General features: G+C 43.8%; 12 protein-coding genes. 1 reads left to right on the forward strand and 11 read right to left on the reverse strand.

Annotation, left to right across the window (positions count from 1 at the left end; genetic code table 11):
• Positions 1 to 539 precede the first annotated feature (539 nt).
• The 5 genes from nagP to secA all read right to left on the reverse strand — a co-directional run bounded on the left by nagP (position 540) and on the right by secA (position 10,460).
• Positions 540 to 1,829, reverse strand: coding sequence for an N-acetylglucosamine MFS transporter NagP (gene nagP / locus DS891_RS16850; protein ID WP_353477787.1), 1,290 nt, complete (start codon positions 1,827 to 1,829; stop codon positions 540 to 542).
• A gap of 199 nt (positions 1,830 to 2,028) precedes the next feature.
• Positions 2,029 to 4,620, reverse strand: coding sequence for a family 20 glycosylhydrolase (locus DS891_RS16855; protein ID WP_174170434.1), 2,592 nt, complete (start codon positions 4,618 to 4,620; stop codon positions 2,029 to 2,031).
• Between the two features lie 325 nt (positions 4,621 to 4,945).
• A complete protein-coding gene (locus DS891_RS16860) occupies positions 4,946 to 7,018 on the reverse strand; it encodes a M13 family metallopeptidase (RefSeq protein WP_174170435.1) in 2,073 nt (690 codons plus the stop codon).
• A 271-nt stretch (positions 7,019 to 7,289) separates the two neighbouring features.
• Positions 7,290 to 7,688 (reverse strand): 8-oxo-dGTP diphosphatase MutT, encoded by a 399-nt coding sequence (mutT, locus tag DS891_RS16865; RefSeq protein ID WP_010605794.1) that lies wholly within the window; start codon positions 7,686 to 7,688, stop codon positions 7,290 to 7,292.
• 63 nt (positions 7,689 to 7,751) lie between these two features.
• Positions 7,752 to 10,460, reverse strand: coding sequence for a preprotein translocase subunit SecA (gene secA, locus DS891_RS16870; protein WP_174170436.1), 2,709 nt, complete (start codon positions 10,458 to 10,460; stop codon positions 7,752 to 7,754).
• Positions 10,461 to 10,943: 483 nt separating this feature from the next.
• On the opposite strand from secA, the gene DS891_RS16875 reads away from it, so the two are divergent.
• Positions 10,944 to 11,429, forward strand: coding sequence for a DUF721 domain-containing protein (locus DS891_RS16875; protein WP_237116464.1), 486 nt, complete (start codon positions 10,944 to 10,946; stop codon positions 11,427 to 11,429).
• A 44-nt stretch (positions 11,430 to 11,473) separates the two neighbouring features.
• On the opposite strand, the gene lpxC is transcribed toward DS891_RS16875, so the two are convergent.
• From lpxC to murC, 6 genes are all read right to left on the reverse strand, one after another.
• Positions 11,474 to 12,397 carry a UDP-3-O-acyl-N-acetylglucosamine deacetylase gene (gene lpxC / locus DS891_RS16880; protein ID WP_010368639.1) on the reverse strand — a complete coding sequence of 308 codons (924 nt, stop codon included), beginning with the start codon at positions 12,395 to 12,397 and terminating at the stop codon, positions 11,474 to 11,476.
• Between the two features lie 88 nt (positions 12,398 to 12,485).
• Positions 12,486 to 13,718: a cell division protein FtsZ gene (gene ftsZ / locus DS891_RS16885; RefSeq protein ID WP_174170438.1), complete on the reverse strand. Its 1,233-nt coding sequence runs from the start codon at positions 13,716 to 13,718 to the stop codon at positions 12,486 to 12,488.
• Between the two features lie 21 nt (positions 13,719 to 13,739).
• Positions 13,740 to 14,972 carry a cell division protein FtsA gene (gene ftsA, locus DS891_RS16890; RefSeq protein WP_010605798.1) on the reverse strand — a complete coding sequence of 411 codons (1,233 nt, stop codon included), beginning with the start codon at positions 14,970 to 14,972 and terminating at the stop codon, positions 13,740 to 13,742.
• Complete coding sequence (locus DS891_RS16895) at positions 14,969 to 15,754, reverse strand: cell division protein FtsQ/DivIB (protein ID WP_174170439.1); 786 nt, start codon at positions 15,752 to 15,754, stop codon at positions 14,969 to 14,971. Before DS891_RS16895 ends, ftsA begins: the two co-directional genes overlap by 4 nt.
• Before the next feature lies 1 nt (position 15,755).
• The gene (locus DS891_RS16900) at positions 15,756 to 16,667 is read right to left on the reverse strand and encodes a D-alanine--D-alanine ligase (protein WP_010605800.1); all 912 of its coding nucleotides are present in this window, start codon (positions 16,665 to 16,667) and stop codon (positions 15,756 to 15,758) included.
• Entirely contained in the window at positions 16,664 to 18,097 is a 1,434-nt protein-coding gene (gene murC / locus DS891_RS16905) for a UDP-N-acetylmuramate--L-alanine ligase (RefSeq protein WP_017217163.1), read from the reverse strand. The genes DS891_RS16900 and murC overlap by 4 nt, the downstream gene beginning before the upstream one ends.
• Positions 18,098 to 18,105: the final 8 nt, after the last annotated feature.

An 18,105-nucleotide genomic window follows, 5' to 3' on the forward strand; every position in this document is an offset into this window, starting at 1 on the left:
AGCGATTTTATATCGCGACTTAAGAATAAAACCCTTGCTACATAAAGTAGCTCCTACACGGCAAACACCAAACAACAAGCACTAAACATCTGCGTAGCAGCGATTTTATATCGCGACTTAAGAATAAAACCCTTGCTACATAAAGTAGCTCCTACACGACCAACACCAAACAATAAGCACTAAACACCAGCGTAGCAGCGATTTTATATCGCGACTGAGAATAAAACTCTCGCTATATAAAGTAGCTCCTACACGACCAACACCAAACAACAAGCACTAAACATCTGCGTAGCAGCGATTTTATATCGCGACTTAAGAATAAAACCCTTGCTACATAAAGTAGCTCCTACACGGCAAACACCAAACAACAAGCACCAGACATCAGCGTAGCAGCGATTTTATACCGCGAAAAAGATCTCAGCATTAAGCCGGTTTTGCAGGTAAGGGAGTGATTTAGGCATAAAAAAATGCCACCTTATTCAGGTGGCATCACACACGGGATTATTTCTACATACATAGAAATGCTTTACATTTTCTTGCTACGCTTTCTTTTTGATCTTATGACCTTTCACAGCGTAGAAGATTATAAATAGATAACAAGGTAACATTACAAGGTGTGCAATTTGCTGTGATTCCACTGTGCCAGATGTGCCCTTAGCTAAACCTAAGAATACTGGACCGAATGCACCACCGGCAATACCCATAACCAATAAACCAGAGCCTACACTGGTTAGCTTGCCAAGTCCAGATAATGCGAGCGGCCAAATAGCAGGCCACATAATGGCATTTGCTAAACCTAAAATAGCGACCATCAATAGAATATCAGGCAACGCTGATAATCCAAATAGATTTGAAATGACAAATGAGTCTGGGCTGCCAAATGAAATTGCGAGCGTGAGAAGCACACCAAGCACGGCAGATGCTGTTAACGCCCTCTCCTGCGATATTACTCTCGGGATCAATATAATACCCAAAATATAGCCCGTAACCATACAAGCCATAGTATAAGAGGTCATCACACTATATTTTTCAACACCCAGCGCTAACGCAAATGAACCAATCGTATCACCAGCAATCACTTCAACTGCAACATACAAAAACAGTGCGATCACACCAAGCTTTAGATTAGGATGAGATAGCGCTTCTCTCACTGAGCCATGTTCTTCTTCATCATCTTTTTCTATTTCAGGTAGTGGTGCAAACTTAATACCCAAGGCAAAAATACCAATAAATGCAGCCAAGCCTAAATATGGCCCGATAAGACCGTTTGCCATTGCATCGATATCAGCTTGAGTCAGCTCTTTACCTGCCATATCAGTAAAGTTACTCAGCACCAACGCGGTAAATACAAGCGGCGCAACAATACCAGCACCTTTATTCAGTATACCCATAATACTTACGCGCACAGCTGCTGACTCTTCAGGTCCAATACGCACCACATAAGGATTTACAGCAGTTTGTAATAATGTTTGCCCAATACCCATAGTAAATTGAGCAAACAAAAACAATGCAAACATTTGTGTTTTAGCCGCTGGAATATATAGCAACGCCGCACACATCATCATCGCAATTGCGATGGCCATACCATTTTTATAACCCACCTTGCGGATAACTAGGGCAGAAGGAACCGCGGTAAATGTCACCGCAATATAAAAAGAGAAAAGAATAAATGAAGATTGGAGAGGAGTTAGTTTTAATACTTGCTCCAAATATGGCATTAGCGACCCATTAAGCCAAGTCACAAAGCCAAGAATAAAAAACATGGCGGCGACAATTGCCATAGGGATCGCGTTACTTCGTTTTGTTGTATTCGACACGGTAGCTTCCATAAACATTACTCATCGTTTATTGTTTGTATGGCTTTTTGCCTTGTTATTTTTTGCTTTGCTCACTGCTTTCTTTACAAAAATGACAGCGCTGACATTTAACTTTACGTTAAAATCTATTTCATTACCAGTTAGAATTTGAGCAAAACTATCACCAAAAAAGGGCCAGTGCCCTTTTTTGCGATAAACTGAATACGAGGGTTTATTTCAACCCTGTGACACGGCTCGTATTTTTTTCTCCGGCTCGCGTTCTCAACAATACCTTACTTTCATCTGAGACACTCATCTGATCAGTATAAGGCTGCCAAGATTCGCCATTGTCTAAGCTCACTTCAATTGTAAGATAAGGGAACGCACTATTCGCTTCAAGTTTACCCAGCACCACCTTGGCACCAGGAACTGGAAGGTTTGGCTTAATGCCATCGTTTTGTAACTTTGCAATCTCTTTTAAAGACAAGGCTGCGGCAAAGGTTGAGAAGTCCTTGTTTAACTCTTTTTGGTTAATACGACGCCCTTCCCAATCCGCTTTATGCCAAGCACGCTCCGCAAGCGAAAGCAAACGAGGGAAAATCAATCGTAACACTTGGTCTTCCGAGCGAATGGTCTCACTCCATATTTGCCCTTGCATACCAAGGATATTTTGCGGTTTTTTAAGCGCGGGCAACTCTCGACCAACTAAGGCTTCTAGGTTCACGATAGGCTCACGGTTTCGCGTGAAGTCCGCATTTGCATAAATATTATCTGGCATATACGAAAATGCTTTTTTCGTATCTGTGTAACGAGTTGCCCAATAATAGCCGCGCTCTTCAGGGTGCGCTTCGTAAGGGTGATCAAAGTACAAATGTGTACCGTGAGACAAAATAACTTGGTAATTGTTGTTTGCAAAACGGTGGGCTCTGTCTGCAACGCCCCACTCCCAAATGTTATCCCAAGTATTTACCAAAAACTGTGGATTTGGGAATTCATCACGTTTAAAGGTCGTTGTGGTGTTATACATTAAGCCATCTTCCCAAGCGGCAGGGGTGATCCCACGCTTAGCAAGCAACTTTGCAACTTTTTGAGTAAAGTATGGTTTTAAATCATTGGGTCCAGCCACTCCGTTGTCGGCGACCGCAAATAGATCATTACATGCTGGTGATTCAGTCCATGAGCCCTTTCCAACCTCATCGCCACCAAAATGGACTGTCGTTAACATAGTGCCAGCATCGCGATACATTTCCTGCAGTTCATATACCACCTTCTCCATAAAGGCATAGCTTGAGTCCAAGCAAACATTAATAGAGTTATCAGTATAGAGTTGCACGGTTAGATACTTTGAAGTGTCATCAATATCGTTCAGGAGATAGGCTTTGGCCTCTTGCGCTTTACCTGCTTCCATCAATTTGTGATAACGCGCTTCCATCGACTTAATCGCAGCACGAGCATGCCCGGGGCTTTCGATTTCTGGAATGATCTCAATATGACGTGCAGTGGCAAATTTAAGTAACTCGACAAAGTCCTCGCGAGAAAGGAAACCATTTCCACTTCCCGTTTTGAAAGGACCTGTGCCCAGTTGAGTCAGTAAGCACTCACGCTCTTGTAAATCAAAACAACGGAATGCGCCGACTTCTGTTAACTCAGGGAGCCCTGGGATCTCTAGTCGCCAACCTTCATCATCTGAGAAGTGCCAATGGAATTTATTTAACTTATAACGCGCCATCTGTTCAATTAATTTAAATAACGCATCTTTACCATGATAGTTACGGGCATTGTCGTAATGCATACCACGCCAGCTAAAGCGCGGAGAGTCTTTGATCTCTACGTGAGACAAAGTAATTTCATTTTTACTATCGGCAGGAAATAGCGCAAGCAAACTTTGAATACCGTAAAACACACCTGCGTTATCAATACCCGTGATTTCAATCACGTCATCATCAATATCTAATGTATATGACCCAGCTTGGTTGTAGTCATAATCGCGCCCTAAACTTTTCGCAACTTTAAGGCGGATCGTCGGGATATTCCCTTCAGGCACGTGATTAGCTTCCGCTTTTAAATTCAGCCCATACTCTGATAAGTCTTCTTGAAAAACGGCGACTTCTGACTTCAAACGTCCGGCAAAGCGGATCTGCCAGTTTTTGTTAAGGGTGATTTCGCCACGATTAAAGTCGATGTGCTCAGGCTTTGGAATGATACGTCTTAGCGCATCTTCTTTTGAGACCGAAATATTGCTTTGATTACGTTCAAAACGCAGCGCTGCATTCGCTATCTGCGTGTAATCGGTAGGTGTATTGTATCTTTTCAGTTGGTTCTCACGCTCAAATGGCGCAACGAACTGTGTCATGTCTTCTGTATCAGTATTTGCAAAAATGACCGGCTTATTTTTACCTGACACAATAAAGGCACGCGGCATAAAATCGCTGTATGCAGCAACCCAAGCCGAACCATCAAAAGCTAACTTGAGCTTTTCACCGGCTTTTAAGCCAGCAAACGAATCGGTAGGAGTTATACGATGAAGGTCGCCATTAATATGCTCAAAGCGCAAACCTTCAGCGGTTTCCGTTGAAATATGACGAACTGAGTGCAAATAGATTTGCCAATCACTTTGTCCTTTTGGTAGATCAACTTTTGAATTGTTAGTCAGTGTAATAGCACCGCTAAAGCCCCCAGCACCATTACTGAAGTTATTTTCTACCGCAAATTCAAAATGCGTGTCACTTGCAAATTGCGCTAACTGCTGCTGCGTAAATGATGCGTGTGTATAGAACGAGCACCCAGCAATTATCGCCCCAAGCAAAGTCGTTTTTATTCTCATCTTTTGCTCCCAGTCTTCATGTTCAATTCTAAATGAACATCATTTAATCACTTATTGTTCCTAAACATCATATAAAAGTTAAAATGACAGCGCTATCATTATTTTTTCATATCCTTGTGTTAGACAAAATGAAGCTACTCTGATTTGGCTGTAAATACCATCAAATAGCGATGAACTAAACCTTGGAAATAGTGAGTGTTTGCAGAAAGTGCTGAATTGAGTGTGGTATTTTGTGAGAAGTTCAGAGGATTGTAATTGAATGTCGTAAAAGCGGCGGATTTACTGCAGGAACACAATAAAACCGCCACGAATTCAAAATGTGAAATTACCAGATTTTCACTCTATCTTCTGGTTTAAGGTACATCTTATCGCCTTCTTTCACATCAAATGCCTTATAAAACTCTGGCATATTCGGCAGCACACCAATCACTCGATAATGACTTGGTGAATGCGGATCTGTCATTAGACGATTACGCAGCTCTTCATCGCGGTATTTGCGACGCCAAATTTGTGACCAGCCCATAAAGAAGCGCTGCTCCCCAGTGTAACCGTCAATAACAGGCGCTTTTTGATCACCTAGTGAAATTTGGTACGCTTTATAAGCGACAGTTAATCCGCCTAAATCACCAATATTTTCACCCAGTGTCAGTTGACCATTAACACCAGCGTCTTCAAATGGTTTAAAACCATTAAATTGTTCAACCAACTTTTGGCTACGCGCTTCGAATTGTGAAAGGTCAGACTCACTCCACCAATTACGTAGGTTACCATCACCATCGTACTTCGCACCTTGGTCGTCAAAGCCGTGACCTAATTCGTGACCGATAACCGCACCGATTGCGCCGTAGTTTACAGCATCATCCGCTTCTAAGTTAAAGAATGGTGGTTGTAGAATCGCAGCAGGGAATACAATCTCGTTATTCACTGGGTTATAGTACGCATTCACCGTTTGTGGTGTCATCAACCACTCGCTACGGTCCACAGGCTTGCCTAATTTATCGATCATCTCCTGATTCGCAAATTGACTATAACGTACGTAGTTACCGACTAGATCATCAGGATTGATCTCAAGTGCGGAATAATCTTTCCATTTGTCAGGATAACCAATCTTTGGCGTAAACTTATTGAGCTTATCTTTTGCAGCTATCTTAGTTTCAGCACTCATCCACTCAAGGCCATCAATCGCTTGATCAAACCCTTTAATAAGGTTTGCGACTAATTCTTCCATTCTAGCCTTAGCTTCTGGTGGGAAATACGACTTAACGTATATCTTGCCTAGCATTTCACCCAGTACTGAATTACTTGCATCCACCGCCTTTTTCCATGTTGGCGCTTGTTCTTCTACACCCGTCAATGTTTTACCAAAGAAACCAAACTTAAGGTCAACTACATCTTTACTTAGTAACTCAGCGTAGTCATTGGTAAAGTGGAATGTTAAGTAGTCTTGCCATGCTTCTAGCTTTGAATCTGCAATGATTTTAGACAGCGCTTCAAAGAAACTTGGTTGGCTTACAATAAGTGAATCAGCTTTAATACCAAGTGCGCTTAAAAATGCTGATGTATCAAAGTCAGGCATTAATTGATTAAACGCATCATTGCTTAGCTTGTTATAGGTTTTAGTCGCGTCGCGGCTTTCAACACGTGTCCATTGCGCCTCGGCAATTTGCTTTTCTAACTCAATAATATTTAGTGCAGCTTGGCCCGGATTTTTATGGCCAGCCTTAGCTAACAATTGTTCGATATAGCGCTGATACTGCTCGCGAATTTTACTAAACTTTTCGTCATCTTTCAGGTAGTAGTCGCGATCAGGTAGACCAAGCCCTGACTGGAACATGTAGAGTGCATTTTCACTTGAGTTTTTAGCGTCATTATTAACATACCAACCGAATGGAGTGCTAGCACCGGTTAAACGCATTTTAGCAAAGATAGCTGGTAGCTCCGATTTACTCTTCAAGTCTAGAATTTCTTTCAGATAAGGCTTAACAGGGTTTAAGCCCAACTCGTTTCTCGCGCCCTCGTCCATATAACTTTGATAAAACGCACCCAACTTTTGCTCATCGCTACCTACTTTAGCTGAGCCGTTGCTAGCAGCATTCTCAAGCACTTTACGCAGCGCTTTTTGTGACTCATCATAAAGCTGAGAGAAAGAACCATAATTTGATTTGTCTGCTGGGATTTTGGTTTTCTCTAACCAATGACCATTAACGTGAAAGTAAAAATCATCTTGTGCACGCACTGATTTATCAATATTTTCCAATTCGATACCAGAATTCAAAACCGCCTTTTGTGCTTCGGCTTGTTCCGCTGGTTTTTGTTGTTGTGTTTGCGGTTGTTCGCTACAACCAATCAATCCCAATGCAAGTGCAACACTTGCAGCGGTCAATGATAGTTTTTTCATTTTTATTCCCCTGATAGAGTTTCGCTTGTAAACGTCGTATCCCATTCATCTAGATAAAATAATGCTCAAATTACATACAAATGAATTGAATATAGACATAACCTGATGGCTTGAAAAGAATTCCTTCTAACTGTGTGTCCTCTCAAACTTCAGAGCAACGAAAGTCGTTAGCTGATGTTTATTTACACGTAAGCGGTCATTCACTAGTCTACCGATGCACATAGTGAATGACTATGACTCTGAGTGCTTAATTTAGTAACAAAGTTTGTCACTAATTTTTGCGCGTTTGTAATAATTCAACAATCGCCTTATTGGCCTCAGGAAACGTGAGCTCATGCAACTGTTCAACTGCAACCCATTGAGAAGGCTGCCCTTCTGCGCCATGAGCTTCACCAGAAAAGTCCTCAACATGATGAATGTATAAGCATACGGCTTTATCAGCATAGTCATGCTCAATACGCATTAGCTCAGATGAGTTATAGATCTCAATGCCTACCTCTTCTTGCAGCTCACGTTTCAATGCCGAAAAGACATCTTCACCGGCTTCCATTTTCCCGCCAGGGAATTCCCAAAGCCCACCTTGATGTTGATCTTCACCTCTCAAGCATACAAAGATTTTCTGATTTTTTTCAATCACACCAACGGCGACTTCAACACGTTTTTTTTGCATCATTTACTCCATAAAAAAAGCGACTTAGCGTCGCTTTTTATACAAATTTAGATTTAGGGCCTGTTATTTTAGTTTTCCGCAACACTGCTTAAACTTCTTGCCTGATTGGCAAGGACAAGGATCATTACGACCTACTTTTGGCTCATTTCTATGAGCAACAGACACGCCTTCTGGTGCATCACCACCTACGCGCTCAACCTCTTCGTGTTGATATTCACGTGGTGCTTGCTCACTCTTACGATGTTGCTCTTCAACTTTCTCAACATCTTCCTCAGCACGAACCTGAACTTTACTTAGTACGCTAACAACGTCAATCTTTAAGTTTTCAAGCATTTGTGAGAATAACTCAAACGACTCACGCTTATATTCTTGCTTCGGATTCTTCTGTGCATAACCACGTAGATGAATACCTTGACGAAGATGATCCATTGCCGCTAAGTGATCTTTCCAATGCTGATCTAGGCTTTGTAGCATAACCGCCTTTTCAAAGTGGCGTAATACATCTGGGCCTACCATCTCTTCTTTTTGTTTGTACGCCTTATCAACGTCTTCTACGATACGATCGCGTAGCACTTCTTCATATAGTTTACTGTCTTCTTCAAGCCATTTAGCAATCGGAAGTTCAACATGGAAGTCATTTTTCAAGCGCTCTTCAAGTGCTGGGATGTCCCACATTTCCGCCAGACTTTGCGGTGGAATATACTGATCAATAGTCGCATTCAATACATCTTCACGAATAGCGGTGATAGTCTCTGAGATATCGCCTTCTTCAAGTAGTTCGTTACGCTGTTCGTAAACCACTTTACGCTGGTCGTTAGCAACATCGTCGTACTCAAGTAATTGTTTACGAATATCAAAGTTACGCGCTTCTACTTTACGCTGTGCATTTTCAATGGCACGGTTAACCCATGGGTGCTCAATAGCTTCACCACGTTGCATACCTAGTTTGCGCATCATGTTAGTCATACGCTCACCTGCGAAGATACGCATCAATGCGTCATCCATCGATAGGTAGAAGCGGCTTGAACCAGCATCACCTTGACGACCTGCACGACCACGCAACTGGTTGTCGATACGGCGAGATTCGTGACGCTCAGTACCAATAATATGTAAACCACCGGAAGCTAGTACTGCATCATGGCGCGCTTTCCAAGCGGCTTTAATTTCTGCTACTTGCTCTTCCGACGGATTTTCTAATTTTTCAACATCCGACTGCCAGCTGCCACCCAGTACGATATCCGTACCACGACCAGCCATATTCGTCGCAATCGTTACCTTGCCCGGTAGACCCGCGTCCGCGATAATATCCGCTTCTTGCGCGTGGAATTTCGCATTCAGTACGTTATGTTCAATTTTTTCTTTGCGAAGGAAGTGAGAAAGATACTCAGAACTTTCGATAGACACCGTACCCACCAACACTGGCTGACCACGTTCTTGGCAAGAACGAATGTCTTCAAGAATGGCTTCAAATTTCTCTTCTTGCGTCAAATATACAAGGTCCGCACGGTCATCACGAACCATAGGTTTGTTGGTTGGGATAACTACGGTATCTAGGCCATAGATTGACTGGAATTCGAACGCTTCAGTGTCCGCTGTACCTGTCATACCTGCAAGCTTGTTATATAAACGGAAGTAATTCTGGAATGTGATTGAAGCCAAGGTTTGGTTTTCGTTCTGAATACGAACCCCTTCTTTCGCTTCAACGGCTTGGTGAAGACCCTCTGACCAACGACGTCCTTCCATCGTACGGCCAGTGTGCTCGTCAACGATGATAACTTCGTTATCTTTTACAACATAATCAACGTCTTTTTGATATAACTTGTGAGCACGAAGTGCCGCGTAAACATGGCTAAGTAATGAAATATTACCTGCTGAGTAAAGCGAGTCACCTTCTTCAATCAAACCACGCTCAGTCAGTAACTCTTCAACTTTGATTTGACCACGCTCGGTAAGGTGAACTTGTTTACCTTTTTCATCAATGGTGAAATCGCCATCGCCTTCCACGCCTTCTTCGTCTTCTTTTTCTTGCTGTACAAGATCAGGCACAATTTTATTGATTTCGGCATAAAGCTCAGAGCTATCTTCAGCAGGACCAGAAATGATCAGTGGTGTACGCGCTTCGTCGATTAGGATTGAATCCACCTCATCTACAACCGCATAGTTAAGTGGACGTTGTACACGTTCTTCAACACTAAACGCCATGTTATCGCGCAAGTAATCAAAGCCGAACTCGTTATTGGTGCCGTAAGTGATATCCGCAGCATAGGCTTGCTTTTTCTGCTGTGGCATCATGCCTGGTACGTTACAACCTACAGTAAGGCCTAAGAATTCAAAGAGTGGACGGTTGGTCTCAGCATCACGCTTAGCTAAGTAGTCGTTGACGGTAATAACGTGAACACCCTTACCTGAAACCGCATTTAAATACGCAGGTAATGTTGCTGTTAGTGTTTTACCTTCACCCGTTCTCATTTCTGAAATACGACCTTGGTGAAGCACCATACCACCAATCATTTGCACATCGAAATGACGCATTCCAAATACGCGCTTAGATGCCTCACGCACCGTAGCGAACGCCTCTGGTAATAAATCATCTAGACTTGAACCTTGCTCAATACGCTGTTTAAATTCAGCCGTTTTTGCTTTTAGTTCATCATCGCTTAATTTGCCATATTGCTCTTCTAACGCATTGATTAAAGCGACTGTTTTTCTTAGGTTTTTGATGGTGCGATCATTACGACTACCAAAAATTTTGGTAAAAATATTTGCTAACATGTTTAAACCGTTTCACTCTGTGTATTGGCTGACCCATTTCTCTAAGCCAATGTGGTTAAGGCTGGGTCGCGCTTGTCCTGTTGGCGACAAAAGCGTTCCTAAATTCCGGTTTTCATTTTGCCAATTTAGGAGTGAGCATTTTGTATCTTGCCGAGTTAAAATTATGCCCTATCATACCAGACTCTTTGTTTCTGCAAACCTTATTGGGTAAATAATACCAAGTTCAATTGCAAGAAACCTTTACTGTTGGGCGTAAGCGTACCGTTGCAAGTGATAAAGTTTAGTTAGCATCTAACTCGACTCAGTTATTCGAGTACAGAGCTAAGCGCTTTCGACAACAAATGTTGGTACTTTTGGATTTCTCAAAAATTTGTCTCTGATATACTTAGAAGACTGAGAAACCACCAGTACGGAGTAATTTGACTCCGTATTATCCCGATATGGCGGTTATTTTTTATTTTTCAACCTATGGGAAGTAAGTCATTGGCTAAAAATCGCTACAATCCAAAGCCGCTTGATGAAGTGATGGGTGGGTGGTCAGATAAACTCAATCAATATGGCCAAAAAAGCGCCCAAGCGGCACAGTTACAGAGCTGCTTGGAAGAGACGCTAGGCCCTATCCTGAGTAAGAAATGCCGTGTCGCTCACTACAAAGAAGGGACACTAACAATAGAAGCTGCTTCAGCAACGCTTGCTACTCGGTTAAACTTTTTGAAAATGGATATTCTCAGTGCATTTAGAAAAGTTGGATTACATGACTGTGCATTGGTTAAAATTACCACCAATCCAGAAGCTCAGCAGCGTCTCACCAACAAGGTGGAATCCCAATCTTCGACCTATCAAGCCAATCGCAGTATGAGCCAAGCCACTGGCGAGCATTTGCTAGCGCTGGCGCAGTCCGCTCCACCGTCGCTTAAGGAGAAACTAGAAAGACTCGCTAAACACGCAAACACAACGCAAAAAAAATGACGCCTTAGCGTCATTTTTTATCAAACTGTATTAGCCTAAAAGTCTTATGCCGTTGCGGTATTGATACCCGCTTCCATTCCTGGTGCTGGCATACTGACTGGCTCTTCGAACGTTGCCCACTCCCACGCTGACTCAGTTGCCATGATTTCACGAAGCAACATATTGTTTAGGCCGTGGCCTGATTTATAGCATGAGATCTTACCTAAAATGTTGTGACCTGCCATAAACATATCACCCACACAGTCTAAGATCTTGTGTTTAACAAACTCATCCGCATAGCGCAGGCCATCAGGATTTAATACTTTAAACTGGTCTAAAACAACCGCATTATCCATGCTGCCACCTAAGGCTAGGTTGTTTGCATGCATGTATTCGATATCACGCATAAAACCAAAAGTACGAGCACGACTGATCTCTTCCGTAAAGCTTTGAGCGGTAATGTCTAATCCAATACGCTGGCGGCTAGCATTGATCGCAGGGTGATTGAAGTCGATTTCAAAGTCGATGTGGAAACCATCGTAAGGCTCAATTTCAGCCCACTTGTCGCCATCTTCAACACGCACTTTTTCTTTGATGCGAATAAAGCGCTTGGCAGCGTTTTGCTCTTCAATACCGCCTTTTTGAATTAAGTAGATAAATGGCAATGCACTGCCATCCATAATAGGCACTTCGGCGCTGTCTAACTCTACGATGAGGTTATCAATCCCAAGCGCAGCTACCGCAGCAATCAAATGCTCGGTAGTAGACAAGCGAACGCCGTCTTTATTTGTTAAACACGTACACAGTTGCGTGTCGCCCACAGCTTCCGGTGTTGTTTCAAAATCAACAACAGGGTCTAGATCAACGCGGCGAAATACAACACCTGTATTCACACCAGCTGGTCGGAGAGTGATCGTGACCTTTTCACCTTTGTGTAAACCTACACCTGTGGCTTTAACGACTTGTGCAATCGTACGTTGTTTAATCATATATTCGCCCACTTAAATTCTAGATAGGCGGCGGAGTATAACATAGTTCCACCAAACTGCCAATCTTTGCTTGTTTTTTATACCAACTTTAGTCTGACTGCTTACGTAAAAAAGCCGGAATATCGAAGTAGTCACCTTTTTCTTTACTGTCGTTGCCTTTTGCGCTTGCTGAACTAGAAGCTTGTTGTGGCTTCTGTTCTTGCACTTGTGGTGCTGGCGCTTCAGTTGGTTGCTCCGGTTCTGCCGCTGACGTTTGTGGCTGTGTAAAGCTTGGCACATACATGCTCGTTTGTGTGCCACCTACCGCATCTGAGCCTGAGGCTTGTCTAAAGCTATTGTCTACAATACCAAATTGCGGACGACGGTCACCACCTAAGCCTGTAGCAACCACGGTCACTCTAAGCTCTTCGCTCATTTCAGGGTCAATAACAGCACCCACTACCACAGTCGCGTTCTCAGACGCTAACGCTTTAACATGGTTACCAACGACCTCAAATTCTTCGATAGTAATGTCCATGCCAGCAGTGATATTCACCAAAATGCCTTTCGCGCCAGTTAGATCAACATCTTCTAAAAGCGGGCTAGAAATCGCGGCTTCCGCTGCTTCTTGTGCACGATCAGGACCTGTTGCCGAAGCCGTCCCCATCATTGCAGTACCCATTGCTGACATCACGGTTCTCACATCCGCAAAGTCAACGTTGATTAGACCTGAGCGTGTGATCAGCTCTGCAATACCTTGTACCGCGCCATAAAGCACATCATTTGCTTTAGCGAAGGCATCTAGCAGTGTAGTCCCTTTACCAAGAACTTTAAGCAATTTGTTGTTTGGAATTGTAATAAGTGAATCTACAATTTCTGACAACTCAGCAATACCTTGCTCAGCCGCAGCCATGCGCTTTTTACCCTCGAGATCGAAAGGACGCGTTACTACAGCCACAGTCAAAATACCTAGTTCTTTTGCTGCGCGTGCAACAACAGGTGCGGCACCGGTACCTGTACCGCCGCCCATACCGGCTGCGATAAATACCATGTCTGCGCCTTCAAGGCTGCTCTTGATGGTTTCTAGATCTTCTTCTGCTGCGCTGCGGCCCACTTCTGGGTTTGCGCCAGCTCCAAGACCTGAGGTAATCTGAGTACCCAGCTGTACGGTAATATCCGCAGACGAACGGCGTAACGCTTGTGCGTCCGTATTCGCTACGATAAAACGTACACCTTCAATTTCTTGGTTTACCATGTGTTCTACGGCGTTACCGCCGCCGCCACCGACACCGATGACTTTAATGACAGCTTCTTCGCTGTGCTGCTCCATAATATCAAACATCTTCACTCTCCGACTTGAGTATTAAAACTCGCCTTGGAACCATTTTGTAACACGGTTCCACCAACTCCCCTCTGCATCTACTTTCGACTTCTGTGCATTCATCGATTGTAGTGAACGGCCGTATTGTAACAAACCTACCGCCGTTGCATATGCAGGGTCATCCACATAATCTGTTAATCCCTTAATGCCAATTGGTTTCCCTATTCTTACTGGCATTTGGAATATATCTTCTGCGACTTCTTGTGCACCTTGCATCTTGGCGCTACCGCCTGTGATAACAAGACCTGCCGCAATTTGATCTTCAAAACCTGAGCGACGTAATTCTTCTTGTGCAAGCTCAAACAGTTCTCTAAATCTTGGCTCTACCACTTCAGACAAAGTATGACGAGACATTACCCGAGCAGGACGCCCACCAACACTTGGTACTTCGATGGTTTCTTCACTTGATGCCATTTGGCTCGACGCGAAGGCATATTGTACTTTCAGAGACTCGGCATGCGAAATAGGTGTTCTAAATATTTTTGCTATATCGCCTGTGACCTGATTGCCCGCAACTGGGATCACGGCAGTATGGCGCAACGCTCCATTCACATAAATCGCAATATCCATGGTGCCACCACCGATATCTAATACCGCAACACCAAGCTCTTTTTCGTCTTCAGTCAACACTGAGTAACATGACGCCAAGGCGTTAAACGTTAATTGGTCTACCTGCAAACCACAGCGTTCAACACACTTTTCAATATTCTTTGCCATGTCATTCGAACACGTAATGATATGTGCTTTCGCTTCCATCCTTACGCCACTCATACCCAGAGGGTTTTTGATCCCCTCTTGCATGTCGATGCTATATTCTTGCGGCAATGAGTGCAGCATTTTGCGTTCGGCAGACATAGGCACAGAGCGTGCAATGTGAATAACATTGGCAATATCATCGTCTGTGACTTCAGCATTGTTTATTGCCACCACGCCACTTTCGTTTTGACACTGAATATGTTTGCCTGAGATCCCCAAATAAACCGAGCTTATTCTGCAATCGGCCATTAGCTCTGCTTCATCTACAGCGCGTTTAATAGACTCAGAAACGAGGTCTAAATCGTTTACCCCGCCCTTATCCATGCCGTGAGACTCTTGGCGTCCGACACCGACAATACTAAGTTGATTGTCCACAGTGATCTCCCCAACTGTGGCGACGACCTTTGATGTGCCAACATCTAATCCAATCACTAAGTTTCTTTCTGCCGACTTTGTCATGCTTCACTCTTGTTATTTTGTTGTTCTTGCTGCTCAGTAGGTTCTTTCCAACTCACTGCCAGTCCCGTGTCGTAGCGTAAATCAATGACATCGATTACTTTACCTTCAGGGCGTTCCATACGTGGATACACGTCGATAAAACGTTGTACTCGTTTGGCTTTATCTTCACGCCCTAAATTTAAGCGGATCCCATTGTCCAGCCATAGCTGCCAAGCAAATCGTTCTGAAAGCGCTAAACTTTCCAACGTAAACTGATTTACCGCCAACAAGGCTTTAAACTGCTTAAATGTTTGCCATGCTTCTTCAGCACTTCCTTCAGGGCCATATAATTCAGGCAGCCCTTGCGGCAATTTGTTACTACTCGCTTGGAATACTTCGCCATCATCATTGAGTAATGAATCGCTATTCCAATGCGCAACCGGCTGATGTTCCACTACATAGACTTGCAGCGTATCCGGCCATTGTTTTCTGACTGACACTGTCGCAATCCAAGGCAAAGACTTTACCGCCTTGTGGACTGCTTTTACATCAAGCTCAAAAAAACTATTTAAATCTGCGGTTTTAATTGCCGCCACAATGTCATCTTCATTGGTATAATGCGGTTTACCGAGCACTTTGAGTGTTTTTATTTGCGCATCATGATGTGCAACTAACCAATCACTTACCCAGTATGTTCCTCTTACCAATGTAAAAATCACCACAAAGAAGAAGCTAAGTCCCCAAAAAAGAGGCCAGTTCACTCTTGAACTGATCAGCTTCAACCCTGCTAAAAATGCTCGCATATTAAAGCGTTTGCTCCAAAATGCGAACAACTAATTGCTCAAAACTTACACCCGTTGCTTTTGCTGCCATCGGCACCAACGACTTTTCAGTCATACCAGGTACAGTATTTACCTCGAGTAGATAGAAATGACCTTGCTCATCTTGCATGGCGTCAACACGTCCCCAACCAGTGGCACCAACCAATTCAAAAGCGTGCTTTGCCATCACTTGTAATTGCTCAGTGTGTGCAGCGCTAATATCCGCCGGACAATAATACTCGGTACTGTTGACTTGGTATTTCGCTTCATAATCGTAAAAACCACGAGGCGTACGCATTTCAATAACAGGCAATGCCTCTTTACCAAGCATAGACACGGTAAACTCACGTCCAGTGATCCATTGTTCAACGAGAACTTGATCGTCAAACTTAAAGGCATTATTTAATGCCGCAGTCAGGGTTTCTTCGCTGTCTGCCTGAGCCATACCTATGCTCGAGCCTTCGTGACTTGGCTTTACCATGACTTTGCCAAACTCAGCGATTAGCGCCTTAGCGTCAAAACCCGTCTCTTTGCTTACGACAGCATAAGGTGCCGTACTTAACTTGGCAGACTGAAACAGATGCTTACAGCGGACTTTATCCATTGCAAGCGCACTACCAAGTACACCGCTTCCTGTATATGGTATTCCCATAAACTCAAGCGCACCTTGAATAGTACCATCTTCACCGCCACGGCCATGCAGTGCAATGAATACGCGATCCACACCTAGGTCTTTAAGTTGCCATAAATTACGTTCTGCTGGATCAAAAGCAATCGCATCTATACCTTGATTAACGAAGGCATTTAGCACTGCATTACCAGACTTTAGCGACACCTCTCGCTCTGCTGAACTACCGCCAAGTAATACGGCTACTTTTCCAAACTGACTACTCATAATTCACTCTGTTTTAACTGCGCTATCGATAGCCCGGTAGCGGCTAACTGCTTCACGATTTGACCTATATTGCCAGCCCCTTGCGTCAACACTAAGTCACCATCTTCCATGGTGCTTGCCAACACTTTCGCCAATTCACCATGGTCACTGATATGGATCGGCTCAACGCCACGTTGACGGAGACTACGGCACAAACTTTTACTATCCGCACCAACGATGGGCGCTTCACCGGCACTATATACATCTAACAGCAGTAGTTTATCAACATCGCAAAGCACTTTTACGAAATCTTCATATAAATCGCGTGTTCGACTATAGCGATGTGGCTGATAAATCATAACCAAACGCTTATCAGGCCAACCAGACTTAGCGGCTTTTATCGTCATCGCAACTTCAGACGGATGGTGACCATAATCATCAACCAGCATCACCTCACCCACTTCATTATTGAATGAGCCGTAATGCTGGAAGCGACGTCCTACCCCTTCAAAGTTGGCTAACGCCTGATAAATCGCTTCGTTTTCAATATTGTGATCTTTTGCAACCGCAATAGATGCCAGCGCATTCAATGCGTTGTGCTTACCTGGCATATTTAGCTTCACTTCAAGTAACTCACCGTCTTTGGTTCTGACTTTAAAGTGTGATTCACTTTGTGTTTGCTTGAAGTCCAATAACTGATAATCCGCATCGTTAGCCTCACCATACGTGATTGTCGGCCTTGCAAAGCGTGGCAATAATTCTCTCACGACTGGCGAATCGATACACACCACCGCCAGACCATAAAATGGTAAGTTATGGATAAACTCGATGTAGGTGTCTTTCATTTTTTCGAAGTCACCGTCGTAAGTATCCATGTGGTCTTCTTCGATATTTGTTACCACCGACACCATCGGCTGCAAATGCAAAAACGATGCATCACTCTCATCCGCTTCTGCGATAAGGTATTCACTGCTGCCCACTTTGGCATTACTACCAGCACTATTGAGCAAGCCACCGATAATAAAGGTTGGATCCAGCTCAGCCCGCGCAAAAATACTCGCAATCAGGCTCGTCGTTGTGGTCTTACCATGTGTTCCAGCTACCGCAATCCCGTGACGAAAGCGCATCAACTCGGCGAGCATTTCGGCGCGACGAACGATTGGCGTACGGTTTGCCTTCGCCGCTTGGATCTCTGGGTTTTGGTCGTTGATTGCACTCGATACCACAACCACATCGGCCATTTTTACATTTTCAGCTTGGTGGCCGATAAAGATCTCGGCGCCCATATTTGTTAATCGCTCTGTCATCGTACTTTTGGCGATATCTGAGCCTGTAATTCGGTAACCTTCAAAGGCCAGCACTTCTGCAATCCCACCCATACCAGCACCACCAATCCCGATAAAGTGGATGGTGTTGATACGTCGCATTGCTCTTCTGCTTGAAGCTTCCATTTAATATC

The organism is Pseudoalteromonas sp. JC28, from assembly GCF_013319255.1.
In the GTDB taxonomy this organism is placed as follows: domain Bacteria; phylum Pseudomonadota; class Gammaproteobacteria; order Enterobacterales; family Alteromonadaceae; genus Pseudoalteromonas.